This is a genomic window from Streptomyces sp. NBC_01481 (assembly GCF_026339995.1).
Classification (GTDB): Bacteria; Actinomycetota; Actinomycetes; order Streptomycetales; family Streptomycetaceae; genus Streptomyces.
Map to the genome: position 1 here is coordinate 306,491 of NZ_JAPEPT010000002.1, position 22,327 is coordinate 328,817.

General features: G+C 69.6%; 27 protein-coding genes. 9 read left to right on the top strand and 18 right to left on the bottom strand.

Annotated elements, in window-relative coordinates; all coding sequences use genetic code 11:
* The first annotated feature begins 77 nt into the window (after positions 1-77).
* Positions 78-1,727, top strand: coding sequence for a threonine/serine exporter ThrE family protein (locus tag OOK40_RS11865; protein ID WP_266479735.1), 1,650 nt, complete (start codon positions 78-80; stop codon positions 1,725-1,727).
* Positions 1,728-1,745: 18 nt separating this feature from the next.
* Here OOK40_RS11865 and OOK40_RS11870 read toward each other — a convergent pair whose 3' ends face one another.
* Positions 1,746-2,444 carry a DedA family protein gene (locus OOK40_RS11870; RefSeq protein WP_266479737.1) on the bottom strand — a complete coding sequence of 233 codons (699 nt, stop codon included), beginning with the start codon at positions 2,442-2,444 and terminating at the stop codon, positions 1,746-1,748.
* Between the two features lie 197 nt (positions 2,445-2,641).
* Between OOK40_RS11870 and OOK40_RS11875 the strand changes: the two genes are divergently transcribed.
* Positions 2,642-3,007: a YbjQ family protein gene (locus OOK40_RS11875; protein ID WP_266479739.1), complete on the top strand. Its 366-nt coding sequence runs from the start codon at positions 2,642-2,644 to the stop codon at positions 3,005-3,007.
* 36 nt (positions 3,008-3,043) lie between these two features.
* Here OOK40_RS11875 and OOK40_RS11880 read toward each other — a convergent pair whose 3' ends face one another.
* Positions 3,044-3,802, bottom strand: a complete 759-nt coding sequence (locus OOK40_RS11880; protein ID WP_266479741.1) for a MerR family transcriptional regulator — start codon at positions 3,800-3,802, stop codon at positions 3,044-3,046.
* 123 nt (positions 3,803-3,925) lie between these two features.
* Between OOK40_RS11880 and OOK40_RS11885 the strand changes: the two genes are divergently transcribed.
* A complete protein-coding gene (locus OOK40_RS11885; RefSeq protein WP_266479743.1) occupies positions 3,926-5,368 on the top strand; it encodes a glutamate decarboxylase in 1,443 nt (480 codons plus the stop codon).
* Here the strand turns inward: OOK40_RS11885 and OOK40_RS11890 are convergent, their stop codons facing one another.
* From OOK40_RS11890 to OOK40_RS11905, 4 genes are all read right to left on the bottom strand, one after another.
* Positions 5,369-6,010, bottom strand: coding sequence for a PadR family transcriptional regulator (locus tag OOK40_RS11890; protein ID WP_266479745.1), 642 nt, complete (start codon positions 6,008-6,010; stop codon positions 5,369-5,371).
* Positions 6,011-6,053: 43 nt separating this feature from the next.
* Positions 6,054-6,602 carry a DinB family protein gene (locus OOK40_RS11895; RefSeq protein WP_266479747.1) on the bottom strand — a complete coding sequence of 183 codons (549 nt, stop codon included), beginning with the start codon at positions 6,600-6,602 and terminating at the stop codon, positions 6,054-6,056.
* A 102-nt stretch (positions 6,603-6,704) separates the two neighbouring features.
* Positions 6,705-8,162 (bottom strand): aldehyde dehydrogenase family protein, encoded by a 1,458-nt coding sequence (locus tag OOK40_RS11900; protein ID WP_266479749.1) that lies wholly within the window; start codon positions 8,160-8,162, stop codon positions 6,705-6,707.
* Positions 8,163-8,231: 69 nt separating this feature from the next.
* Complete coding sequence (locus OOK40_RS11905; RefSeq protein ID WP_266479751.1) at positions 8,232-9,095, bottom strand: helix-turn-helix transcriptional regulator; 864 nt, start codon at positions 9,093-9,095, stop codon at positions 8,232-8,234.
* Between the two features lie 334 nt (positions 9,096-9,429).
* Here OOK40_RS11905 and OOK40_RS11910 point away from each other — a divergent pair, with 334 nt between their 5' ends.
* On the top strand, positions 9,430-9,939 hold the full coding sequence (locus tag OOK40_RS11910) for an ATP-binding protein (protein ID WP_266479753.1): 510 nt from the start codon (positions 9,430-9,432) through the stop codon (positions 9,937-9,939).
* 15 nt (positions 9,940-9,954) lie between these two features.
* Here OOK40_RS11910 and OOK40_RS11915 read toward each other — a convergent pair whose 3' ends face one another.
* The 5 genes from OOK40_RS11915 to rpmG all read right to left on the bottom strand — a co-directional run bounded on the left by OOK40_RS11915 (position 9,955) and on the right by rpmG (position 12,236).
* Complete coding sequence (locus tag OOK40_RS11915; RefSeq protein ID WP_142214438.1) at positions 9,955-10,188, bottom strand: DUF397 domain-containing protein; 234 nt, start codon at positions 10,186-10,188, stop codon at positions 9,955-9,957.
* A gap of 243 nt (positions 10,189-10,431) precedes the next feature.
* Complete coding sequence (gene rpsR / locus OOK40_RS11920) at positions 10,432-10,671, bottom strand: 30S ribosomal protein S18 (protein ID WP_266479755.1); 240 nt, start codon at positions 10,669-10,671, stop codon at positions 10,432-10,434.
* The gene (locus OOK40_RS11925) at positions 10,671-11,807 is read right to left on the bottom strand and encodes a GTP-binding protein (protein ID WP_266479757.1); all 1,137 of its coding nucleotides are present in this window, start codon (positions 11,805-11,807) and stop codon (positions 10,671-10,673) included. The genes rpsR and OOK40_RS11925 overlap by 1 nt, the downstream gene beginning before the upstream one ends.
* The gene (locus OOK40_RS11930) at positions 11,804-12,052 is read right to left on the bottom strand and encodes a type B 50S ribosomal protein L31 (RefSeq protein ID WP_266479759.1); all 249 of its coding nucleotides are present in this window, start codon (positions 12,050-12,052) and stop codon (positions 11,804-11,806) included. The genes OOK40_RS11925 and OOK40_RS11930 overlap by 4 nt, the downstream gene beginning before the upstream one ends.
* A 19-nt stretch (positions 12,053-12,071) precedes the next feature.
* Complete coding sequence (rpmG, locus tag OOK40_RS11935; protein ID WP_266479761.1) at positions 12,072-12,236, bottom strand: 50S ribosomal protein L33; 165 nt, start codon at positions 12,234-12,236, stop codon at positions 12,072-12,074.
* A gap of 68 nt (positions 12,237-12,304) precedes the next feature.
* On the opposite strand from rpmG, the gene rpmB reads away from it, so the two are divergent.
* From rpmB to OOK40_RS11955, 4 genes are all read left to right on the top strand, one after another.
* A complete protein-coding gene (rpmB, locus tag OOK40_RS11940) occupies positions 12,305-12,541 on the top strand; it encodes a 50S ribosomal protein L28 (protein WP_266479763.1) in 237 nt (78 codons plus the stop codon).
* Positions 12,541-12,846: a 30S ribosomal protein S14 gene (gene rpsN / locus OOK40_RS11945; RefSeq protein ID WP_266479765.1), complete on the top strand. Its 306-nt coding sequence runs from the start codon at positions 12,541-12,543 to the stop codon at positions 12,844-12,846. The genes rpmB and rpsN overlap by 1 nt, the downstream gene beginning before the upstream one ends.
* 38 nt (positions 12,847-12,884) lie before the next feature.
* A complete protein-coding gene (locus OOK40_RS11950) occupies positions 12,885-13,355 on the top strand; it encodes a hypothetical protein (protein WP_266479767.1) in 471 nt (156 codons plus the stop codon).
* Between the two features lie 279 nt (positions 13,356-13,634).
* Entirely contained in the window at positions 13,635-14,309 is a 675-nt protein-coding gene (locus OOK40_RS11955) for a hypothetical protein (RefSeq protein WP_266479769.1), read from the top strand.
* Positions 14,310-14,369: 60 nt separating this feature from the next.
* Here the strand turns inward: OOK40_RS11955 and OOK40_RS11960 are convergent, their stop codons facing one another.
* The 4 genes from OOK40_RS11960 to OOK40_RS11975 form a co-directional block, all read right to left on the bottom strand.
* On the bottom strand, positions 14,370-15,530 hold the full coding sequence (locus OOK40_RS11960) for a DUF2786 domain-containing protein (protein ID WP_266479771.1): 1,161 nt from the start codon (positions 15,528-15,530) through the stop codon (positions 14,370-14,372).
* A gap of 47 nt (positions 15,531-15,577) precedes the next feature.
* Complete coding sequence (locus OOK40_RS11965) at positions 15,578-16,075, bottom strand: hypothetical protein (protein WP_323136051.1); 498 nt, start codon at positions 16,073-16,075, stop codon at positions 15,578-15,580.
* Positions 16,076-16,427: 352 nt separating this feature from the next.
* Positions 16,428-17,267, bottom strand: coding sequence for a nitrilase-related carbon-nitrogen hydrolase (locus tag OOK40_RS11970; protein WP_266479773.1), 840 nt, complete (start codon positions 17,265-17,267; stop codon positions 16,428-16,430).
* 60 nt (positions 17,268-17,327) lie between these two features.
* Positions 17,328-17,987, bottom strand: a complete 660-nt coding sequence (locus OOK40_RS11975) for a lipoprotein (protein WP_266479775.1) — start codon at positions 17,985-17,987, stop codon at positions 17,328-17,330.
* Positions 17,988-18,147: 160 nt separating this feature from the next.
* Here OOK40_RS11975 and OOK40_RS11980 point away from each other — a divergent pair, with 160 nt between their 5' ends.
* The gene (locus OOK40_RS11980; protein ID WP_266479777.1) at positions 18,148-19,833 is read left to right on the top strand and encodes a bifunctional 3'-5' exonuclease/DNA polymerase; all 1,686 of its coding nucleotides are present in this window, start codon (positions 18,148-18,150) and stop codon (positions 19,831-19,833) included.
* A gap of 13 nt (positions 19,834-19,846) precedes the next feature.
* On the opposite strand, the gene OOK40_RS11985 is transcribed toward OOK40_RS11980, so the two are convergent.
* The 3 genes from OOK40_RS11985 to tsaA form a co-directional block, all read right to left on the bottom strand.
* The gene (locus OOK40_RS11985; protein ID WP_266479779.1) at positions 19,847-21,091 is read right to left on the bottom strand and encodes a hypothetical protein; all 1,245 of its coding nucleotides are present in this window, start codon (positions 21,089-21,091) and stop codon (positions 19,847-19,849) included.
* 59 nt (positions 21,092-21,150) lie between these two features.
* Positions 21,151-21,663 carry a SigE family RNA polymerase sigma factor gene (locus tag OOK40_RS11990; protein ID WP_266479781.1) on the bottom strand — a complete coding sequence of 171 codons (513 nt, stop codon included), beginning with the start codon at positions 21,661-21,663 and terminating at the stop codon, positions 21,151-21,153.
* 157 nt (positions 21,664-21,820) lie between these two features.
* On the bottom strand, positions 21,821-22,261 hold the full coding sequence (tsaA, locus tag OOK40_RS11995; RefSeq protein WP_266479783.1) for a tRNA (N6-threonylcarbamoyladenosine(37)-N6)-methyltransferase TrmO: 441 nt from the start codon (positions 22,259-22,261) through the stop codon (positions 21,821-21,823).
* Positions 22,262-22,327 lie beyond the last annotated feature (66 nt).

Here is a 22,327-nt window from a genome sequence, read left to right on the forward strand (position 1 = left end):
CGCCCGTCGTGCGTGTGGCCGCCGGTCCACACCCATACTGAGCTGACACGCGACACAAGAGGGAGCGAGGACAGCACGTGGTGGCGGAGCCGGAGGGTCCGGAAGACCGGAAGCCTCAGTCCGACGAGGCGCACAGCGCCTTCACCCCGCCGCCCGGGGTGGGACAGCCGGATGTTCCCGAAGAGGACCATCCCTCCTCGGAGTTCGCCGTTCCGGCCGGGGTCGGCACCGAGGGCCCGGCCGGGCCGGAAGGTTCCGCCTTCGCCCTGCCGAGCACCTACAGCGCCAAGAGCTCGCCGCCCGCGTTCACGCCCGCGCACGGTATCCCCATGGTCCGGCTGACGAGCCACGCCCCCTGGCAGGACCGGATGCGGGCGATGCTGCGGATGCCGGTGGGCGAGCGGCCCGTGCCGGAGGCCGTCCAGCGGCACGAGGAGGGCGGCCCGGCCGTCCCCCGCGTGCTGGACCTGACGCTGCGTATCGGGGAGCTGCTGCTCGCGGGCGGCGAGGGCGCCGAGGACGTCGAGGCGGCCATGTTCGCCATCTCGCGTTCGTACGGACTCGACCGCTGCGAGCCGACCGTCACCTTCACCCTGCTGTCGATCACCCACCAGCCCTCGCTCGTCGACGACCCGGTGACGGCGAACCGGACCGTACGCCGCCGGGGCACCGACTACACCCGGCTGGCCGCGGTCTACCGGCTGGTCCACGACATCAGCACCGAGGAGTCGGAGGTCTCGCTGGAGGAGGCCTACCGCCGCCTCGCCGAGATCCGCCGTAACCGGCACCCCTACCCCGGCTGGGCGCTCACCCTGGCCGGCGGACTGCTGGCGGGCGCGGCGTCCGTGCTGGTCGGCGGCGATGCGCTGGTGTTCCTGGCGGCGGCGATCAGCGCCATGCTCGGCGACCGGCTGGCCTGGCTGTGCGCCGGGCGCGGACTGCCGGAGTTCTACCAGTTCGTCGCCGCGGCCATGCCCTCCGCCGCAATGGGCGTCGCGCTGACGCTGTCGCCGCTGGACGTACGCGCCTCCGCGGTGATCACCGGTGGTCTGTTCGCGCTGATCCCGGGGCGGGCCCTGGTCGCCGGCGTACAGGACGGCCTGACCGGCTTCTACATCACCGCTGCGGCCCGCCTGCTGGAGGTCGGCTATCTGGTGGTCGGCATCGTCGTCGGCGTACTGAGCGTGCTCTATCTGGGCCTCGCGCTGGGCGCGGGCCTGAACCCCGAGACAGCCATCCACAGCGTCGACCGGCCCCTCGTGCAGACGCTGGCGGCGATGGCGCTGTCCCTGTGCTTCGCCGTGCTGCTCCAGCAGGAGCGGAACACGGTGCTGTGGGCGACCTTCAACGGCGGCATCGCCTGGGTGGTGTACGGCGCGCTCGCGAATAACGCGGGTGTCTCGCCGGTCGCCGCGACGGCCGCCGCGGCCGGTCTGGTGGGCCTGTTCGGGCAGGTGCTCTCGCGCTACCGGTTCGCGTCCGCGCTGCCGTACGTGACCGCCGCGATCGGGCCGTTGCTGCCCGGTAGCGCGACGTACTTCGGGCTGCTCGAGATCGCCAGGAACGATCTGAACTCGGGCCTCACCCAGCTCACCAAGGCCGCCGCCCTGGCGCTCGCCATCGCGATCGGGGTGAACCTGGGGGGCGAGCTGTCCCGGCTGTTCCTCAGGATGCCCGGCGTTCAGGGCCCGCTGCGCCGCGCGGCCAAGCGGACGCGCGGATTCTGAGCGGCCTGGGAGCCGGGCTCAGCGCTTGGCGTGGCGGCCGCGCTGCGCCGGGGGCACGTCGTCGTCGGCCGGTCCGGCGGCGGCTGCCGCCTTCTTGTTCTTGGAGCGGGCCCGCAGGAACTCGATCGCGATCGGGATCACCGAGAGCAGCACGATCAGGACCAGCATCGCCTCGATGTTCTTGTTCACGAACTCGACCTTGCCGAGCCCCGCGCCGAGCAGCGTCACACCCGCGCCCCAGAGCGCGCCGCCGATGATGTTGAACGTGATGAACGAGCGGTAGTTCATCCGGCTCACACCGGCGATGATCGGCGTGAACGTGCGCACGATGGGCACGAAGCGGGCCAGGACCAGCGACTTGGGACCGTACTTCTCGAAGAATTCGTGCGCCTTCTCGACGTTCTCCTGCTTGAAGAGCCGGGAGTCGGGGCGCTTGAACAGCGAGGGGCCGACCTTGCGGCCGAAGAGATAGCCGACCTGGTCGCCGACGACGGCCGCGAACACGATCAGCGCGCACACCGCCCACAGCGGGAGCTCGTCGAGCTTGCCGGTCGTCACCAGCAGGCCGGTGGTGAACAGCAGCGAGTCGCCCGGCAGAAAGAAGCCGATGAGCAGGCCGGATTCGGCGAAGACGATGACCAGGACCCCGATCAGACCGAAGGTCGCGATCAGATAGTCCGGGTCCAGCCAGCTCGGTCCGAGCGCAAGGGTAGTCACGAGGTCCGGGCTCCTGAGTCGATAGTCGGTCGATCGTCGATTCGGCCGTCGATTCGGCCGTCGATTCGGCGTGGTCGGCCACCCAAAGCTATCAACGCATCGCCGCTGCTCCACGTTCCGTCCGCCCGCCCAGGATGCACTGTGCCCTGTCTGGGACAAAGCTGTGCGTTACAAGCCCGTACGGAAGGTGGACGCAGATGGGCATCGAGGATTACGGCGGCGGACAGGGTCCGCAGCCCGAGGTACTGGTCGTCACGACGAACGATGTACCGGGATTCCAGGTACAGCAGGTCATCGGCGAGGTGTTCGGACTCACCGTGCGCTCGCGGCATCTGGGCAGCCAGATCGGCGCCGGTCTCAAGTCGATGATCGGCGGCGAGCTGAAGGGGCTGACCAAGACCCTGGTCGAGACCCGTAACCAGGCGATGGAGCGCCTGGTGGACCAGGCCCGCTCACGCGGCGCCAACGGTGTGCTGATGTTCCGCTTCGATGTGTCGGAAGCGGCGGACGTGGGCACGGAGGTCTGCGCGTACGGGACGGCGGTGGTCCTGGCCAAGAGCTGAGGAGCCCCGGGCCAGGACGCTCGGGCCCGGCGCCGCTCAGCTGTTGCGCACCGCGTTCGCGAGGATCGCGTCGTGCAGGTACCGGGCCAGGTCCGGGCGGATCTGCTCGTACGTCTGCGTGAAGCGGTCGTCCGTTACGTACAGTTCGGCCAGTCCGGTGTGGATCTCGTAGCCGCAGTCGTAGAACCAGCGGACGATCTGCTGCCGGTGCTCCTCGGCGAGGTCCATCGCGGCCTCTCCGTCCGCGGGTGCTCCTGCCTCCATGAGCGCGACGACGCGGCGGTTCCAGTCGGCGCTCTCCTCCTTGAAGCGCAGCCAGTCGTCCTTGGTGTAGCGGGCGGAGCGGCGCTGCGACTCGGCATAGGCCGCGCTGCCGCCCCAGCGCCGCTCGGCCTCCTCGGCGTACTGCTCGGGGTCCTTGTCCCCGAAGACCTCGAACTTTTCCTCGGGGGTGAGGTTGATGCCCATCTTCTTCGCCTCCATGGCTTGTTCGACGGCGGCGGCCATCTCCTGCAGCCTGGCGATCCGGCCGGTCAGCAGCTCGTGCTGCCTGCGCAGGTGTTCGCGCGGGTCCGCGTCCGGGTCGTCGAGCAGCGCCGCGACCTCGTCGAGCGGGAAGCCGAGCTCCCGGTAGAAAAGGATCTGCTGCAGCCGGTCGAGGTCGGCGTCCTCGTAGCGCCGGTGGCCCGCGTGGCTGCGGCCACCCGGACGGAGCAGTCCGATCTCGTCGTAGTGGTGCAGCGTGCGCACGGTCACTCCGGCGAATGCGGACACCTGTCCCACGGAGTAGCTCATCGCTTTCCGCTCCTTCGTCTCTCGTTACGCCTCCCAGCCTCACTCCTCACGTTGCGTGAGGTGCAAGGCCGTACGAGCCTGAGAACTGACCGCACATCCATGCGCCAGGAAGGCGATACCGACGTGCCACTCCACAAGGGCGCGGCCGCCCCTCCCCACCAGGACGGCTCCGCCGAGCACACGCCGGAAATGCGCAGGCTCGCGGTCAATCCCTTCTTCGGTGCGACCGACCCGACCAGCGGAATGACCGCGGCCCCGCCCACCCACCGACTTCCGGACGGGCCGCTTCCGCCCATGACGGCGTACCAGCTGGTGCACGACGAGCTGATGCTGGACGGCAACGCACGGCTCAACCTCGCCACCTTCGTCACGACCTGGATGGAGCCGCAGGCCGGGGTGCTGATGGCGGAGTGCCGGGACAAGAACATGATCGACAAGGACGAGTACCCGCGCACCGCCGAGCTGGAGCGGCGTTGTGTGGCCATGCTCGCCGACCTGTGGAACGCCCCGGACCCGGCCTCCGCGGTCGGCTGCTCGACCACCGGCTCCAGCGAGGCCTGCATGCTCGCCGGGATGGCGCTCAAACGCCGTTGGGCGCAGCGCCACGCGGACCGCTATCCCGGCGCCGCCCGGCCGAATCTTGTGACGGGCGCCAATGCCCAGGTCTGCTGGGAGAAGTTCTGCAATTTCTGGGAGGTCGAGCCGCGTCTCGTGCCGATGGAGGGCGACCGCTTCCATCTCGATCCGCAGGCGGCGGCCGATCTCTGCGACGAGAACACGATCGGCGTGGTGAGCGTGCTGGGCTCCACCTTCGACGGGTCGTACGAGCCCGTCGCCGAGGTCTGTGCCGCGCTGGACGCCCTCCAGGAGCGTACGGGCCTGGACATCCCGGTCCATGTCGACGGGGCGTCCGGCGGGATGGTGGCGCCGTTCATCGACGAGGATCTGGTCTGGGACTTCCGGCTGCCGCGGATCAAGTCGATCAACACCTCCGGGCACAAGTACGGCCTGGTCTACCCGGGGGTCGGCTGGGCGCTGTGGCGTTCACCGGAGGATCTGCCGGAGGATCTGGTCTTCCGGGTCAACTATCTGGGCGGCAACATGCCGACGTTCGCCCTCAACTTCTCGCGTCCGGGCGCTCAGGTCGTCGCGCAGTACTACACGTTCCTGCGGCTGGGCAGGGAGGGCTACCAGGCCGTTCAACAGACCTCCCGGGAGATCGCCTGCGGGCTCGCGGACCGGATCGGGGCGCTGGAGGAGTTCCAACTCCTCACGAGAGGCGACCAGTTGCCGGTCTTCGCGGTCACCACCGCGCCGGACGTGAAGAACTTCGACGTCTTCGACGTCTCGCGGCGGCTGCGCGAACGCGGCTGGCTGGTCCCCGCCTACTCCTTCCCGCCCAACCGCGAGGACCTCTCGGTACTGCGACTGGTGATCCGCAACGGCTTCTCGGCCGACCTCGGCGAGCTGCTGCTGGACGATCTGAACCAACTGCTGCCGGAACTGCGCCGCCAGCAGCACCCGTTGAGCACGGACACGGAGCGGGCTTCGGCGTTCCACCACTGATCAGCGCTCGTCCTGCGGGTGCCGCTCGCCCGTCGCGTACGGGTTCTCCTCGCCCTCCGCGAGCACCCCCGAGAAGGGCTCCCCCTCCCCCGCGAACACGTACGCCCCGTCCTCGATCCGCCGGATCAGCCCCCGCGTCCACTCCGCGCCGAAGTCCGCCGAGCCCACCCACATGTTCATGATTTCGCCGATGTGCCCGATCGACTCGGGCCCCGCCTCCGGTGTGTAGTACTCCGTCACCGAGGTCCGCCACTCCTCCAGGCCGCGCACGCGCTCCTTCAGCAGGGCCACGGCATCCTCCCGCGCGAGATCGACGATGAAGCCGATCCCCGCCGAGAGCACGTCCATCTTCTCGTCGTAGGCCGTCAGGGACTCCCGCAGCAGCTTGAAGAACTCCTCGGTGCCCTTCTCAGTGATCTCGTACTCGGTACGCGGCGGCCCGCCGGCCGTGGACGGCGCGGTCTCGTGGGCGCGCAGCAGTCCCTGCTTCGCCATCTGCTTCAGCGCGTGGTAGATCGAGCCCGGCTTGGCGTTGGACCACTCGTGCGCGCCCCAGTACTCCAGATCGTTGCGGACCTGGTAGCCGTGCGCCCGCCCGTGCTGGCGTACGGCCCCGAGGACCAGCAGCCGGATCGCTGACATCCGCGTACCTTTCTATTCAACTTTGAATAGGGTACGGCCGGGCTCAGCCCCAGCTCTGGCCGCTCTCCAGCGCCACCAGGTCGAACGCGCCCTTGCCGTCCAGCGACTCGCGGATGATGTCGGCGTGCCCGGCGTGCCGGGCGACCTCCTCGACCAGGTGCAGCAGCATCCAGCGCATGGACACAGCGCCGTCCTTGGGGAACCAGGGCGCGGGAGGCAGCGGGAAGGTGTCGTTCAGGCTCGGTACGGAGTGGATGAAGGCCTCCGTCTCCTTGACCACCTCGTCCCAGAAGGCCAGCATCCCCGGGACGGTCTCGTCGCCCACCAGCCGGAAGCTGTCCGGCCAGGTCTCCTCCGTACGCGCCTTCTCGTTCGTTCGCTGCTGCGCCCGCCGCAGCCAGCCGAGCTCCGTCTCGGCGACATGCTTGAGCAGCCCGGAGAGCGAGAGCTCGCTGGCGCTGGGCCGGCTCGCGGCCTGTTCCTCGGTCAGCCCGAGTACCGAGCGGCGGATCGCGCCGCGCTGCGCCTCGATGAAAGCGAGCAGCGCGCCGCGCTCGTCGCCGTGAGCCTCCGCGGGAACGTGAGTGACCATGATGTCCGCCCTTCCGAGCCTGGTTGCGCCGTTCTGACACCGACCAAACTAGTGACCCTTGCGGTCAGCTTCCGTCCGCAAGGGTCGCGGCGTCCGGGACAGTCAGAAGGGGAACTGCGAGCGCCCGTGCTGCACCGAGATCCACTTCTGGGTGGTGAACGCCTCGATCATCGACTCGCCGTTCAGCCGCCCGCTGCCCGAGTGCTTCTCGCCGCCGAAGGGCACGATCGGCTCGTCGTGGACCGTGCTGTCGTTGATGTGGATCATCCCGGTGTTGATGCGCTGGGCGATCCGTACCCCGTGCTCGATGTCGGCGGTGTGCACCGCGCCGCTCAGGCCGTACGGAGTGTCGTTGGCGATCCTGACCGCCTCGTCCTCCCCGTCGAAGGGCACGATCAGGGCCACCGGGCCGAAGATCTCCTGCTGCAGGACCGGCGAGTCGGCTTCGAGCCCGGTCAGCACCGACGGGCGCACCAGATTGCCCTCGGAGCTGCCGTGCAGCAGCGCGGTCGCGCCGGCCTCCACGGTCTGGTCGACGAGCGCCGTGACCGCGTCCGCCTGCGTGGAGTTGATGAGCGGGCCGATGTGGGTGCCCGGGTCCCTGGGGTCGCCGACCTTGAGGCTCTTGACCTTGGCGACGAACTTCTCGGTGAACTCCTTCTCCACCTTCCGGTCCACCAGGACACGGTTGGCGGCCATGCAGACCTGGCCCTGGTGCACGTAACGGCTGAAGACCGCCGCGTCCACCGCGTAGTCGATGTCCGCGTCCTCCAGCACGATCAGAGCGCTGTTGCCGCCCAGTTCGAGGATCGCGCGCTTGAAGTTGGCCGCGCAGACCGTGGCGACATGCCGCCCCACCTTGTCGGAGCCGGTGAAGGAGATCGCCTTCGGCACCGGGTGCTCCAGCAGCGCGTCACCAATCTCCGCTATGTCGGTGATGACGACATTGAGCAGACCGGCGGGCAGGCCCGCGTCCTCGAAGACCTTGGCGACCAGGGATCCGCCGCAGATCGGGGTGTTCTGGTGCGGCTTGAGGACGACGGCGTTGCCCAGCGCCAGCGCCGGGGCCACCGACTTGATGGACAGCAGGAAGGGGAAGTTGAAGGGGCTGATGACACCCACGACGCCCACCGGCAGCCGGTAGACGCGGTTCTCCTTGCCGTCGACCGGCGAGGGCAGGATCCGGCCCTCGGGCCGCAGCGAGAGCTGCACCGCCTCGCGCAGGAACTCCTTGGCGAGGTGGAGTTCGAAGGCCGCCTTCAGATGCGTGCCGCCGAGCTCCGCGATGATCGACTCGGTGATCTCCTGCTCGCGGTCCTCGATGATGCGCAGGGCGCGCTCGAAGACGAGGCGGCGGGCGTACGGATTGGTCGCGGCCCAGGCCTCCTGCGCACGCTCGGCGGCGCGGTATGCCTGGTCCACCTCGGCGGCGGTGGCAACGGGGATCGAGGCCAGCTTCTCCCCGTCGTACGGGTTGAAGTCGATGATGTCCCAGGAGCCGCTTCCCGGCCTCCACTCGCCATCGATGTACTGCTGGGCCAGCTCGGTGAAGAAGGACATGTGATCCGATTCCTTACCGCAGAAGACTGCAGAAGCAGATGCCTGATGTGGCGTCATCGTACTTGTGTTTCAGATGAGTTGAAGGAGACCCCGAAGAAGATCCCGGGTCTCGGACGGATCCGGACTGTCCTCGTGCAGACGCCTCATCACCCGTTCGTACTGGGCCACTTCCTCGCGCTTGTCGAGATACAGGGCGCTGGTCAGCTGCTCCAGATAGACGATGTCGGAGAGGTCGGACTCGGGGAAGCGCAGCATCGTGAACGAGCCGCTCTCGCCCGCGTGCCCGCCGAAGCTGAAGGGCATCACCTGGAGCGTGATGTTCGACTGCTCGGAGATCTCGATGAGATGCCTCAACTGGCCCTGCATCACAGAGCGGTCGCCGTAGGGGCGGCGCAGCGCGGCCTCGTCGAGGACGGCATGGAAGCGGGGGGCGCGCTCGGAGACCAGAACCTTCTGGCGTTCGAGGCGGAGCGCGACGCGGCGGTCGATCTCGGCCGTGGGGGCGTGGGGGATGCCGCGGGATACGACGGCATGGGCGTACGACTCGGTCTGCAGCAGACCGTGCACGAACTGCACTTCATAGATACGGATGAGCGAGGCGGCGCCCTCCAGACCGACGTACGTCTGGAACCAGCCCGGCAGCACATCGCCGAAGCTGTGCCACCAGCCGGCGACATTGGCCTCCTTGGCGAGACCGAGGAGGGACTCGCGCTCCGCGTCGTCGGAGACTCCGTAGAGCGTCAGCAGATCCTCTACGTCCCTGGCCTTGAAGCTCACCCGTCCCAACTCCATGCGGCTGATCTTGGATTCGGATGCCCGGATCGAGTACCCGGCAGCCTCCCGGGTGATGCCGCGTGATTCGCGCAGCCGCCTCAGCTGCGAGCCCAACAGGATGCGCCGTACCACCGAACCGCTCGACTCGCCTGCGGTCACGACCCCAACCCTCCCCATCGACTCATGGTCCGCCTCGACTCAACTCGCTTGTCCGACTTGCCGGAGCACCCCCGAACCCCGAGACCCGGGATTCTGCCACCAAAACGCTTCAGCCCGTACTCATTCGATTACGGAAATGAGACGGCCTTGGGAAGGGCTGGAAAGAGATTGGTGGAAGAAATGAGCAAGAACCGGCACGGGGTCGGACAGGTCCGGCGCGTGCACGTGCATCTGCCCTTGCATCTGCCCTACGCATTCGGAACCATGGAGCTCGCGCACCTGCGTGCTCGTTCGTGTTGTAGCGTCACAGCCGCGATTCCCGGGAGTGCCTCGCATGGGGATGAATGGATCGACCATGCTCGCGCCGTTACGGCAGGGGCTTCCTCCTATTGATCCCGCCGCGGTCTCCAGCTCGGCCTCGTGCGCCCTGCCCGCCCGCTTCGAAGCGGTGCGCGGAGCACGGCAGTTCACCCGGACGACTCTTCGCCAGTGGGAACTGAGCGACCGTTTCGACGATGTCGCACTGGTCGTCTCCGAACTCGTCACCAACGCACTGCGGCACGCGCTGCCCACGGAAGCGCTTCGGGAGACCCAGGAACCTCCCGTACGCCTGCACTTGATGCGCTGGACGAACCGGCTGGTGTGCGCCGTGCGCGACCCCAGCCATGACAGCCCCGGGACGGCCGGGGAGAGCGACGACGCTCCCTTCCCGGATCCCAGTGGCGCGGCCGAATCCGGTCGGGGCCTTTTTCTTGTGGACTCCTTCAGCGACAGCTGGGGCTGGCACCCGCTCGCCGGATCCCTGCACGGCAAGGTGGTCTGGGCGCTGTTCCGGCTCGCCTGATCGACCGGGCAGGACCTAGACGAGGTGGTCGAACTCCCCGTCCTTGACGCCCAGAAGCAACGCTTCTATCTCCGCTGGCGTGTATACGAGTGCGGGGCCGTCCGGGTGCCGTGAGTTGCGCATCGCCACGTCCCCGCCGGGCAGCTTGGCGAACTCCACGCACGAGCCCTGGGAGTTGCTGTGCCTGCTCTTCTGCCAGACGACACCGTGCAGCTCCGTCGCCGCCATGCCGTTGTACACGTTGGGCACAAGTCGCTCCCGGGGTGCAAGATGCAGGTGTCAACTATCCCGGATCATAGCCGTGTTCATATGCCGATGCATGGGCGGCAGCATGAGCAGATGCACGTGCACGCCGGGTGGCCCTCCGGTTACAGCTCCGGCGGGGCAAAACCAGACCGGCCTCCCCGAGCACCGTGAGGTGTTCCGGGAGGCTCGGGGCGGCGCACGTCGAAGTGGTCGGCAATCGGCTGGAACGGCTGCGGACAGTGGCGCCTACTTGCCGGAGGCGTACGGCAGCAGCGCCATCTCCCGCGCGTTCTTGATCGCCAGGGCGAGCTGCCGCTGCTGCTGGGCGCTCACCCGCGTCACCCGGCGGCTGCGGATCTTGCCGCGGTCCGAGATGAACTTCCGCAACAGGTCGGTGTCCTTGTAGTCGATGTACGTGATCTTCGCCTGGTCCAGCGGATTGGGACGGGACTTCAGCGGCTTGCGCGGCTCGGAACGGCGGGGCATCAGACCTCCAGGAGGGAGTCGAAGGCGGGCGGCAGCCGCTTCCAGGCCTCGCGGCCGGCGGCGTATTCGGCATCGGTCAACAGGCAGGACTCGAGTAGCTGTTCCAGGCCGTCACGGTCCAGGCCGGGCGAGGTGAAGACCAGGTGCTGGCAGCAGTCCCCGTGTTCGGGGTGCCAGTCCAGCGCGGCAGCGGCCCGGCGCACCGGCGGGACCATCTCCCAGGCGGCGTCCGGAAGCGAGGCGAGCCAGGGGCCCGCGCTCTCCACACACAGCGCACCGCCCGCGGCGTCCCAGGCCAGCAGGGTGTCGGGCCGGTCGGCGAGCCAGAAGCGGCCTCGGCTGCGGGCGGCCGCGCAGGTCAGGTCCTCCAGCGCCTGGTAGAGGCGCTCGGGGTGGAAGGGGCGGCGGCGGTGCCAGACGTACGTGGCCACACCGCAGTCGTCCGCGTCCTGCGGCAGCAGCGCACAGGCGGGGTGCTGGGCGGCGGCGGCCGCCTCGACGTCGAAGCCCGCCAGCGCCGCTCGCGCCAACTCCAGGCCGGACAGAGTCACTTGGCGGGCGGTCGGATGCAGCTGGGCGAGCAGCGCCCGGTCCTCGTCGTCGGCCTCCTCGCTGTCGACGACGGCGAGGACGGGCGCGTACTCCAGCTGGCGCGCCCAGGTGTCGGCGATCGTGCGCTGGTCACCTGCGGCGGCCGCGAGGCCCGCGTCGAGCAGGTCGTCGCCGTTGCCGAGGCAGGGCAGCAGCAGCGCCGGGTCGACGGCGGTCATCACCGCCGTGACGGCGAGGCGCCCGCCGCCGTGCGCGGCGACGACCTCGGCCATGGCCTTGGGCTCGACCGAGTCCCAGAGCTCGACGATCGCGAGCCGGGTCGTGCCACCGTCCGCGAGCCGTTCCAGCTCGGGCACCAGGTCCTCGCGCAGCGCACAGCACGCGCAGTCGTTGACCAGCGGCGTCTCGCCGGTGCTCTGCACGCCGAGCGCGTCACGGACGGTGCGAACGACCGTGCCCTGCACGGCGGTCGACAGATCGTGGTGCAGCACGACGCTGCCCGGCACGGTGGCCAGCAGCCGCTCCACGACGGCCTTGCGGGCCTCGGAGTGCAGGCCGCAGACGAGTGCGACGGGGAGTCTCACTTCCGGCCCCCGTAACGCTTCTCGAAGCGCTCCACGCGGCCGGCCGTGTCGAGCACGCGCGCGGTGCCCGTGTAGAAGGGGTGGCTCGCCGAGGAGATCTCGACGTCGATGACGGGGTAGGTGTTGCCGTCCTCCCACTCGACCGTCTTCTCGCCGGTGGCGGTCGATCGGGTGAGGAAGGCGAAGCCGGCCGCCTTGTCGCGGAAGACGACGGGGCCGTACGCCGGGTGGATTCCGGGCTTCATGGGCTTGCTCCTCGGCGGGTCAGCGCTCTTCGCGGAAGTCGACGTGGCGGCGGGCGATCGGGTCGTACTTGCGCAGCGTCATGCGGTCGGGGTCGTTGCGGCGGTTCTTGCGGGTCACGTAGGTGAAGCCGGTGCCTGCCGTGGAGCGGAGCTTGATGATCGGGCGGAGTTCGTTGCGGGCCATGGGGTTAAGATAAATGGAAATGGTTTCCATTACCAAATGGAAACCAGTCAACGAGAGGTGAATCACCCGTGTCCGCGCACTGCCAGCTGACCGGCGCCCAGCCGGGCTTCGGCAACAACATCTCCCACTCGCACCGGCGCACGTCCCGCCGCTTCGACCCCAACATCCAGCGCAAGCGCTACTGGCTCCGGAGCGAGGGCCGCCATGTCCGGCTCACGCTCAGCGCCCGCGCGATCAAGACCGTCGACACGATCGGCATCGAGGCCGCGGTGGCCCGTATCCGTGCCCGCGGGGTGAAGGTCTGATGGCGAAGAAGAGCAAGATCGCCCGCAATGAGCGGCGCAAGGCGGTCGTGGAGCAATTCGCGGCGCGCCGGGCGGAGTTGAAGGAGATCATCCGCCGTCCGGGCAGCAGTGAGGCCGAACGGCTCGCCGCGCAGGAGGAGTTGCGGCGTCAGCCGCGCGACGCGAGCGCCACGCGCGTGCGCAACCGGGACAGCGTGGACGGCCGGCCGCGCGGCCATCTGCGGAAGTTCGGCCTGTCGCGCGTCCGGGTGCGTGAGCAGGCACACGCCGGGTTCCTCCCGGGAGTGCGCAAGTCCTCCTGGTAGCTTGGCGCGGTCTTGAAACCGACTAGGGGGACCGATAAGTGCACAAGCGCGTACGGATGTCAGTCGCCGCGGCGGGTCTTGTCGCCGCGCTCGCGCTGACCGGCTGTGGCAGCAGCGCCAGTGACGACGCGGGCAAGGGCAAGACCTCTGCCACGCCCACGGAAGCGGGCGGCGACGGAGGATCGGCGAGTGGGAGCATCGACGGCGCCTGGTCCGGTGTGACCGACGGCAAGCCGATCGCGCTGTCCGTCTCGGGCAAGACCGCGGCGGTCGTCGCCGACGGTCATGTCTGCACGGGCGAGGTGACGGACCACGGCAAGCCAATGCTGTCGCTGAAGTGCGCGGACGGGAACACCGACCGCACGATGGGCTCGATCGAGTCCAACGACGGCACGAAGCTGGTGGTCTCGTGGGACGCGGGCGCGAAGGACACGCTCACCAAGACCGAGCCGGGCAAGCTGCCCAAGGGACTGCCGACGGAGCTGCCGACCGGCATCCCGGCTCCCTGACGCCTCTCACGCTCTGACGCCTCCGACGTCCTGACGTACGAGGTCAGCCGCGGGCCGCGGACCTTCACGGGTTCGCGGCCCGTCGTCGTGTCAGCGGGGCCCGGCCCGGCGGCGATTGCACCGTCAACTACAACTTTGCCTTTTCTTGGTGTGGCTGCGGGGGCTGTTGGGACAGCCTCGCATGCACAGGCGGTGAGTTCGGACACGTACTGGAGCCTCAACTCCCGTGCGGAGACGCCCGGTTCACCGGCCCCCCATGCACGACCGAAAGGCACCAACATGACGATGAACCGCGCCATACGGCACGGCGGCCGACTACTGGCCCTGACCGTGGCGGCCTGCGGAATCGCGGCGGCGACCGCCCTGCCCGCATCCGCCGACGAGCAGCCGACACGGCCGGAGCTGACGGCGGACTGCGCCTCCGGCGAGGGCAAGTGCACCTTCAACTCCCCCCAGCTGGGCGAGGCGTACCTGGGTCAGTTCCGCCAGGTCTCCGACTCGCTCTACAACTGCAGTACGTCGGACGCCACTCAGTCCATGACCTGGAGCGACACCGTGGGCTCGACCGACTCGGTCGGCGTCTCGGTCACCGCGGGCGGCAAGATCGCGGGCATCATCGACCTGAGTGTGACGGCGACCTACAGCCACACCTGGACGAGCACGCACTCGGAGAGCAGCTCGCTGGGCATGACGGTCAAGCCCGGTGAAGTGGGCTGGATCTCCCGCGCCCAGGTGATGCAGAAGGTCTCCGGCACCTGGCAGACCCACTACGACAGCCCCAAGTGGGGTCACTACTACTGGTTCTGGGATGACACCGTCACCGGTCCTGCCGCGAACGGCACGGACGGCAAGAGCAACGCGGTGGTCGTCAAGAGCCGCAAGATGACCGACGCGGAGAAGCAGTCCTGCTCCGCCGATGCCCACGAAGGCAGGGCGTTCGTCCAGGAGCGCTGACGCACGGCCCCCTGCCCTGCCCTGGGGCGGGGCAGGGATCCGCCGTCGCACGCCGTCGACCTACGCGTCCCCTGCGCCCGAGCGGGACTGTTCACCGCTGAGCTTGTGGCGCTCCCGCGCCAGATGCGCTGTGTCCGCCGCCGCTCTGCCGTGGACCCAGCCCGCCTCGTCATTCGCTCCCCGCACCCGTGTGGTCGTCGTCTCGGGGAACATCCGCTCCGTGCGGTCCGTGACCGCCACGTCCCGCGCGGCCAGGACCGGCAGCAGGTCGCTTCCCTCGTCGGCCGTCACCGCGTCCGTCGCCGCCGTGAGGCGTTCGCCGAGGCGGGCGGCGTAGGACATCAGGAAGGACTGCCGGAAGGTCTTCGTCCGCTTGCGGCCGCCCGCGCGCTGGGTCGCCTCCGCGCGGGTCATCGACGTCGCGCCCTGGACGAGCAGCGAGGTGTGGAGCAGCTCGACCGCTTCCAGGTCGCCGTCGAAGCCGACGACGGTCGAGAATCCGAAGGCGCTGTTCCATACGGCGCGGCAGCGGTTCGCCGATGCGACCGCGTCCAGCAGGATCGCCTTGGCCGTTTCGTAGGGGGCGTCCACGCCGATGCGGCAGGCCGCCGGCACATCGGGGCGATGGGTCTGCGCGGCGAGCATCGCCTCGTCCAGACTGTGCCGCGCCATCAGCTCCTGGGCCTTCGCGGTGAGCGCCTCCGCCTCCTGCGGATAGCCGGTCGCCTCCGCCTTGGCGAGCAGCGCCCGGATCCGGCCGAGCATGCGCGGCTCGTGCGGCGCTGGCTCGGCGGAGAGGGGCGCGCCGGGTATCGGGCCGACCGGTTCGATCGCGGGGAGCCGGATCAGCAGGCGGTACAGCTCCAGTACGGCGGTCGCGTACGAGAAACGGTCGGCGGTGTACGGGGGCTGCTTCAGCTCGTCGAGCTGGGCCCGCCAGCGCGGGGCGAGGTGCGCGTACCGCCCGCTCTCCACCGTGATCAGCCCGGCGGCCAGCCGCTCGTGCTCGTCGTCGAGGTCGCGCCGTACGAGCCGTACGACATCGGCGGGCTGCCAGCCGCGCTCCCAGGCCCGGCGCAGGAACTCCTCGCCGCGCAGCCTCAGTTCGGCGTCGGCGGCCGGATCGGCGGCGAGCAGGGAGGCGCCGGTGTCGAGCCCTTCGTGGCCGTCGGCGTACAACGCCACGGCAAGCGCCTTCTCGACCGTGCCGACCGTGCTCACGCCTCCGATGATCCCATGGGCGCCGGGGCTGCCCTCAGGGGTCGGCCTCAGGCCGTCGTGCGGCGCCGGCGGTACGCGAGCGTCACCGCCACCAGCAGCGGAGCCCAGGCGAGCAGCGGGACATAGCAGACCACCAGCACCGCGTCCTGGAGCGCACTGCCGTCCAGCCCGTCGCCAAGACCGGCGAACTGGGCGTAGAACGACCAGGCGCAGAGCACGGTCAGACCGGCCGCGCCCAGCAGCGCCGGGACCACCGCGGCGCCCGGCCGTACCCTCCGCCCGCCGATCAGCGGAATCCAGCGGGGCACCACCTCGCCCCACAGGCGGACGAGCCCGAGGGTCAGCAGCGCGAGGCACTCCGCGACCACGCTGAGCATGACGATGTACAGCCCCTCTCCCCAGTCCGGGACGGCCCGGGGGAGCAATGGCACCCCCGCGACCAGGGCGATACGCCACAGCCCGGACGGCAGGGTGACCAGCGGTACGGCGTGGGCCGCGAGCACGACCCAGCGCGGCACATTCGGCAGAGCACTCATCTTCAGCATGCGTTCATGCTCGGGCCGGGGGTGCGCCGGTGACATCGGCGTACGGGAGCATCCCGCTCCGCCGCGCGGCGGAGCGGGACGTACGACCAGGCGGCGGTCCAAGGCAGACCTAGGGCCTGTCGTTCGGATCTTGCAGGGTTCGCGTGCCCTGGCACGCACTCCCCCGTAGCCCTTCGGGCACGGGAGGTGCCCCCATGCCGCGTTGCGTCAGTCGCCGACGCTCCGCGTCGGCTCTCCCCCTGCCTTCGGCGGGGGGACCCCATCCTGCGGCCTGCGATCGCACGCACCACAGTGACATCAGCCGCTCCGCGGCGGGCCGCTCACTGATCCGGCCTGATCCGAACGACAGGCCCTAGCTGTCCCCGCCCTCGTCGATCAGCCGCCGCACCTCGCGGTCGATCAGCCCCAGCCGCGCCTCCGCCACCAGCGGCACCGCCCGCCGCTGCCGCCGCGCCTCGTGGAGGTCGATGTCCACGGTCACGAGCCCGGGCTCCCACTTGGGCGCCTGGGCCACGACCGACCCGCGTGGGTCCACCACCCGCGAACCGCCCCAGAACGAGGCGCCGTTCTCGCTCCCCACCCGGTTCACGAAGACGACCCAGCACTGGAGCATCCGCGCCGTATAGGTGAGCAGGCTGTCCCAGTACAGGCCCGTGTCCATCGCCTCCGGATCGAGGCTGGCCGCGCTGTTCGCCGGCACGATCACGACCTCCGCCCCGTCCTGCACGGCGAGCCACGGCAGCACCGGCTGCCAGGCGTCGTTGCAGATGAGCGTGGCCGCGCGACCGGCACCCTCCGGCAGGTCGTACGCGCGCACCAACTGGCCGGGGCTGACGTGCTTGCGCTCCTCCCACGCCAGATAGTTGGGAAGGTACAACTTCCGGTGCGTGTGCAGGAGTTCACCGCCGCTGTAGTACGCGCAGGTGTTGTACGCCCGCAGAGAGGTGTGCTCGTGGAACCCGGCCATCACGTCGGGGCCGTACGTCCCCAGCTTGAGCAGCCGCGGATCGCGTGCCTGCACCGAGGTGTCCCGCCGCAGCGCGCCCAGGTGATAGCCGTGCAGGCTCAGCTCGGGGAAGACGACGAGATCCGCGTTCTGGGCGGCCGCCTGCTCGATCTGCTCCCGGGCCGTTTCGAGATTCGCGTCCACTTCGCCCAGTACACAGTCGGTCTGTGCCAGTGCCATTCGCATACAACGAGCCTGACAGCGGTGGCGCGATCGGGCACCTCCGGCGGGCCCGCCGGAGGGCCCCTAAGCGCCGTGGAGGCTCTTCTTCGCCAGCTCGTACGCCGGGAGCATCCCCTCGTGCTCCTCGTTGTCCAGTCCACCGAGATGCACGACGACCACGCCCTTGGGGGTCGTGACGGCGAGCGCCCGCTCCTTCTTGGGCGCGTCCAGGAACTCGTTGGTATTGAGGTAGGTCACCTCGGTGGCCGCGTACTCGCCCGCCTTGATCTGGGCAAACGCGACCTTGTCCCGGCTCTTGGCCTCCTCGGCGACGAACGCCTCCAGGGCCTTGCGCGCATCGTCGCCTGCCTGGCCCCCGGTCCAGACGCGCAGGAAGCCGATGTTCCCGGCGGGCTTGGCGTCGATTTCGCAGACGAGAGTGACCGGGCCCTGCTTGGTCAGTCCGAACTGCTTGTCCTCCTTGACGGCCTTCGGCTTCCAATCGGCGGCCAGGTCGAACGAGACGGGCAGGGTGCACGGCGAACCGGCACCCCCGACCGTGCCGCCCTTCGCGGCGGCCTTGGCCGCGTCCCCCTTGCCGTCCCCCTTCTCAGCGCCCTTCGCGCTCGCCCCGGGCTGAGGCCGGTCCGACTCCCCCTCCGACGAACAGCCGGTCAGCGCCACCGTCGCGAGCGCCGCCGGGACCAGCCCCGCACCCACACCGCGCAGAAGACCTCGCACCACGATTCCCCACCCCTGGGTCAGTTCCGAACAAACCTGACCGATCCTAGATCGTCGTCAGGGAGCGATCACCAGCTTTCCCCGCGCATTGCCCGCGTCCACACCCAGGGGAGCGGCACGCGGATCAGGGCCGGTGTCAGACCCGGCTGCGACACTCGCTCCCATGAGCGAACGATGGGCTCTGGCGACGGCGGAGGGCGACGGGGCACTGCTCGTCCCCCTCGGCCCCGACGGCCTGCCCGCCGGGCCCGTTCAGGAGGAACCCGAGCTGACCGAGGCCGTCCGCTCCCGCCCGGACGTCGGCAGATGGGTCTGGCGCTCCACCCCCGAGATCTACCCCCGCCTCCTGGCGGCCGGGTTGCGCGTCGAGCGGTGTTACGACATCGAGGACGCGGAGCTCCTGCTGCTCGGCCACGAGGGACGGCTCGGCGAGCCCCGGTCGTCGGCGGCCGCCTGGGCCCGGCTGCACAACGCCCCCGTGCCGCCCGACCCCCCGCAGCGCGCGGCCGAACCGGGCTCGCAGTCCTCGCTCTTCGAGCCGCAGCCCGTGCCCGTACCGCTGGAAGCGCTCCTCGAGGTCTACGCCGACCAGCAGCGAAGACACGAGGCCGCCGAGCACCCGGGGAGAATGCGATTGCTCACGGCCGCCGAGTCGGCGGGCCTGCTGGTGGCCGCGGAGATGAACCGCGCCGGGCTGCCGTGGCGCGCGGACGTCCACCGGGACGTGCTGCACGAGCTGCTGGGCGAGCGGTACGCGGGCGGGGGCGAGCCGCGCCGTCTGGCGGAGCTGGCGGACAAGGTGTCGGCGGCCTTCGGGCGCCGGGTGCGCCCGGATCTGCCCACGGATGTGGTCAAGGCCTTCGCGCAGGCCGGGATCAAGGTCAAGTCGACCCGGCGCTGGGAGCTGGAGGAGATCGACCACCCGGCGGTCGGGCCCCTGATCCAGTACAAGAAGCTGTACCGCATCTGGACCGCCCATGGCTGGAGCTGGCTCCAGGACTGGGTCCGCGACGGCCGCTTCCGCCCCGAGTATCTGCCCGGCGGCACGGTCTCGGGCCGCTGGACGACCAATGGCGGCGGGGCACTCCAGATCCCGAAGGTGATCCGGCGCGCGGTCGTCGCGGACGAGGGCTGGCGCCTGGTGGTCGCGGACGCCGACCAGATGGAACCGCGGGTGCTGGCCGCGATCTCCCGCGACCCGGGCCTGATGGACGTCGCGGGCCATGACGGCGATCTGTACTCCGCGCTCTCCGACCGCGCCTTCTCCGGCGACCGCGACCACGCGAAGGTCGCGCTGCTCGGCGCGATCTACGGCCAGACCTCGGGCGACGGTCTGAAGAACCTGGCCATGCTCAGACGCAGATTCCCGCTCGCCGTGTCGTACGTCGACGAGGCGGCGCGGGCGGGCGAGGAGGGGCGGCTGGTGCGCACCTGGCTGGGGCGCACGAGCCCGCGGGCGGCGGGTTCGGGGGACGACGACGAGGCGGGAATCCCCCAGGAGAGCGAGGAACTCCCCTCCACGGACACGGAGTTCACCCCCGGCTACGCCTCCTCCAACGCCCGGGCGCGGGGCCGTTTCACCCGTAACTTCGTGGTGCAGGGCAGCGCGGCGGACTGGGCCCTGCTGATGCTGGCGGCACTGCGGCAGGCCACCGCGGGCATGCGCGCCGAGCTGGTCTTCTTCCAGCACGACGAGGTGATCGTGCACTGCCCGGCCGATGAGGCGGCCGAGGTCGCGAAGGCGATCCGCGAGGCCGGGGAGCTGGCCGGGCGGATCGCCTTCGGTCTGACGCCGGTGCGGTTTCCGTTCACGACGGCGGTGGTGGAGTGTTACGCCGACGCGAAGTGACTGTGTCCGGTGCCTACTTGAAGTTGTGCCACTTGTCGCTGGTCGCCATGGCGGACAGCTGCGCCAGGGTGAGCGGGGGCTCAGGACGCACGGCAGCCTGATTCGGATACTGCGAGTTGAAGGCAGTCACGGTGACCCGCAGCCCCTGCGGCGTAACGCTCTCGGCCGACCACTCCAGGGAGCCGGGCTGCTTGCCTGCCCTCTGCTGGGTGCGCACCTTGCCACCGTCCGGGGTGCCGGACGCAACGGTCGCGCGCAGGAACGTCTTGACCTTGAGCTTGGCGTCGTAGACGACGATGTATCCCTCGTCACCGAGTCCTCCGAGGCCCCGTTGCGACAGCCCCGTGGGCACCAGGGACTCAAGCGTCTCGCGGACCTCCCAGCTGCCCTGAATGGGACGCGGACTGGAGAACGTCTCGGCGTTCATCACACCGAACTTGGTGAACGCGCCTTCCACGGCACCCGCCAGTTCACCCAGCTGCATCGCGGTCAGCGGCGGCTTGGTCCGGGTGGCCTCGACGCCCTTTCCCGCAGGCGCGTTGTACTCGGTCGCCTCCAGCAGGAAGCCGTCGCCCGAAATCCGCAGAGCCTGCCATTTCTTGACGCTGGCGGGCTTCTTCCCGTCCACGAGGCTCTGCCGGATCTTGTGTCCGTAGATGTCGGTGACACAGGTCTCGGACGAGCTCTTGGCCGGGCAGGTGGTCATCGACTTCTTGAGCGCCTTGTCGTTGGGGTCGACGCGCCTGGCCGAGATCGAGACGAGCGACTTGCCATAGCCGTCGTCGTACACCAGCGAGGCATTGGCGACGTCGTCCGGACCGCCGAAGTTGCTGGTCCCCCGCTGCTTGCTGAACTCCCCCTTGGGCAGGCTGATTTCCAGCAGCTTGATCATCTGGTCGGCGCTGGCGCGCATGAACCACTTGGGGTCGCCATGGCGCGGGTCCGGCTTCCCGCTGATCGTCACGCGCGGTTTCGGCCGGGGGCTCTCGCCTCGCTCCTTGTCGGCCACCGACGTCCCGTCCGGTCTGTCGAGGAGGCCGCCCTCGTACGCTCCGACCGTCCCGATCATGGCGACGGCAAGCAGCCCACCGGTCACGGCGGCCGCCCGCCGTCGAGCCAGCTTCACGCGCCCTCGCCGCACTCCCGCTTCCAGCAGGGCGCGTCGGCGATCGGTGGCGAAGGTCTCCCCCGTGCGTCGGATCGCCTCGCCGAGGTTGTTCTCGAATTCGTTGTCGGAGGTGTCGTCTTCGAAGGGCATGACGGATCACCATCTCCTGTCGGTGCCGGTAGGCCGGAGGGAAAGAAGTCTCAGGTGTCTCAGTGGGCCGAGACGAGCTCGGCGAGGCTGCCGCCGAGCTGCGCACGCAACCGCGCCAGCGCTCGCGTCGAGCGCGTGCGCACGGCGGCGGAGCTGGCGTTCATGGCGTCGGCGGTCTCCTCGACGCTGCGGTCCTCCCAGTAACGGAGCACGACCACCGCCCTGTCCTTCGGCGGCAGCTGGCCCAGTGCCTGGAGCAGCGCCAGCCGCAGCAAGGGGTCGCTCCCCGCGATGATCGGGATGTCGGGCAGCTCGCCGAGCGGCCGTTCGTCGGCGGAGCGCCGCCGCCGGTACGTGAGGAAGGTGCGGACGAGAACGGTCTGGGCATAACCGGCCGGGTTGTCGACTCGGGAGACCCGGCCCCATTGCACATACAGCCGGCTCAGCGTCTCCTGCACCAGATCCTCGGCGAGATGGGTGTCGCCGCTGGTGAGCAGGCATGCGGAGCGAAAGAGATGGCCGGTGCGGCCCGCTGCGAAATCCATGAACTCGTCCGCGTGGGACTGTCTCATGCCCTCCCCGTTCATCCCCGTCGTGCAGTTCGGTCAGCGGGGCTTCTCGCCCCTCCACCCCCTTGACGCGGTGGCACGACCAGAATGTTTCACGCGGACACGGACCGGCTCCCCAGCAGCTCCCGCAACTCCCAGCTGTGATGGACAGGCGGTTCGCTCAGCGCTCGGCTCCCGGGTCGAGTACGGGTTTCACGTCGAGTACGGGTGTCCCGTCCAGCGCCTCCAGATTCTGTACGCGCACTCTCGTGCCGTCATTCGTCCCGTCTTTCGTTCCTTCGATCGCCACGACGGTCACCCGGTGCAGCCCGATCGGGTTGGGCCGGTCCGGCGAACGGGTCGAGAACACCCCCGTCACCGGCCTCGTCACATCACCACGCGGATGCACCGCCAGGACCTCCCGGCTCGCGCGATCGAGCCAGGTCAGCACCATCACCTGCTCCCCTGCCCGCAGATCGCGCAGCCCCTGGCTCACGCCCGGCTCGAACACCAGCCAGGCCTCCGGCGCACCCTCGTCCCCCTGCTTGGGAGCAGACTCGCGGTCGGTCAGCGGGGACTCGACCCGGCCGATCGGCCGCAGGACGTACGGACTGTCGTTCATGCTTCCTCCCACGTGTGGCCTGATTCCTGGCTGATAGTTGTCACATCGGCCCGGTTTCACGGGTCA

What these genes read in the sequence shown, in the direction of transcription:
- OOK40_RS11875 (WP_266479739.1), top strand. Translation starts at nt 2,642, where the DNA reads ATGGGCATCGAGGATTACGGCGGCGGACAGGGTCCGCAGCCCGAGGTA.
- OOK40_RS11900 (WP_266479749.1), bottom strand. Translation starts at nt 8,162, where the DNA reads ATGTCCTTCTTCACCGAGCTGGCCCAGCAGTACATCGATGGCGAGTGG.
- OOK40_RS11980 (WP_266479777.1), top strand. Translation starts at nt 18,148, where the DNA reads ATGAGCGAACGATGGGCTCTGGCGACGGCGGAGGGCGACGGGGCACTG.
- OOK40_RS11880 (WP_266479741.1), bottom strand. Translation starts at nt 3,802, where the DNA reads ATGAGCTACTCCGTGGGACAGGTGTCCGCATTCGCCGGAGTGACCGTG.
- tsaA (WP_266479783.1), bottom strand. Translation starts at nt 22,261, where the DNA reads ATGAACGACAGTCCGTACGTCCTGCGGCCGATCGGCCGGGTCGAGTCC.
- OOK40_RS11990 (WP_266479781.1), bottom strand. Translation starts at nt 21,663, where the DNA reads ATGAGACAGTCCCACGCGGACGAGTTCATGGATTTCGCAGCGGGCCGC.
- rpmG (WP_266479761.1), bottom strand. Translation starts at nt 12,236, where the DNA reads ATGGCCCGCAACGAACTCCGCCCGATCATCAAGCTCCGCTCCACGGCA.
- OOK40_RS11890 (WP_266479745.1), bottom strand. Translation starts at nt 6,010, where the DNA reads ATGTCAGCGATCCGGCTGCTGGTCCTCGGGGCCGTACGCCAGCACGGG.
- OOK40_RS11930 (WP_266479759.1), bottom strand. Translation starts at nt 12,052, where the DNA reads ATGAAGCCCGGAATCCACCCGGCGTACGGCCCCGTCGTCTTCCGCGAC.
- OOK40_RS11965 (WP_323136051.1), bottom strand. Translation starts at nt 16,075, where the DNA reads ATGCTGAAGATGAGTGCTCTGCCGAATGTGCCGCGCTGGGTCGTGCTC.
- OOK40_RS11970 (WP_266479773.1), bottom strand. Translation starts at nt 17,267, where the DNA reads ATGCGAATGGCACTGGCACAGACCGACTGTGTACTGGGCGAAGTGGAC.
- OOK40_RS11910 (WP_266479753.1), top strand. Translation starts at nt 9,430, where the DNA reads ATGGGGATGAATGGATCGACCATGCTCGCGCCGTTACGGCAGGGGCTT.
- OOK40_RS11985 (WP_266479779.1), bottom strand. Translation starts at nt 21,091, where the DNA reads ATGCCCTTCGAAGACGACACCTCCGACAACGAATTCGAGAACAACCTC.
- rpsN (WP_266479765.1), top strand. Translation starts at nt 12,541, where the DNA reads ATGGCGAAGAAGAGCAAGATCGCCCGCAATGAGCGGCGCAAGGCGGTC.
- OOK40_RS11955 (WP_266479769.1), top strand. Translation starts at nt 13,635, where the DNA reads ATGACGATGAACCGCGCCATACGGCACGGCGGCCGACTACTGGCCCTG.
- OOK40_RS11895 (WP_266479747.1), bottom strand. Translation starts at nt 6,602, where the DNA reads ATGGTCACTCACGTTCCCGCGGAGGCTCACGGCGACGAGCGCGGCGCG.
- rpsR (WP_266479755.1), bottom strand. Translation starts at nt 10,671, where the DNA reads ATGCCCCGCCGTTCCGAGCCGCGCAAGCCGCTGAAGTCCCGTCCCAAT.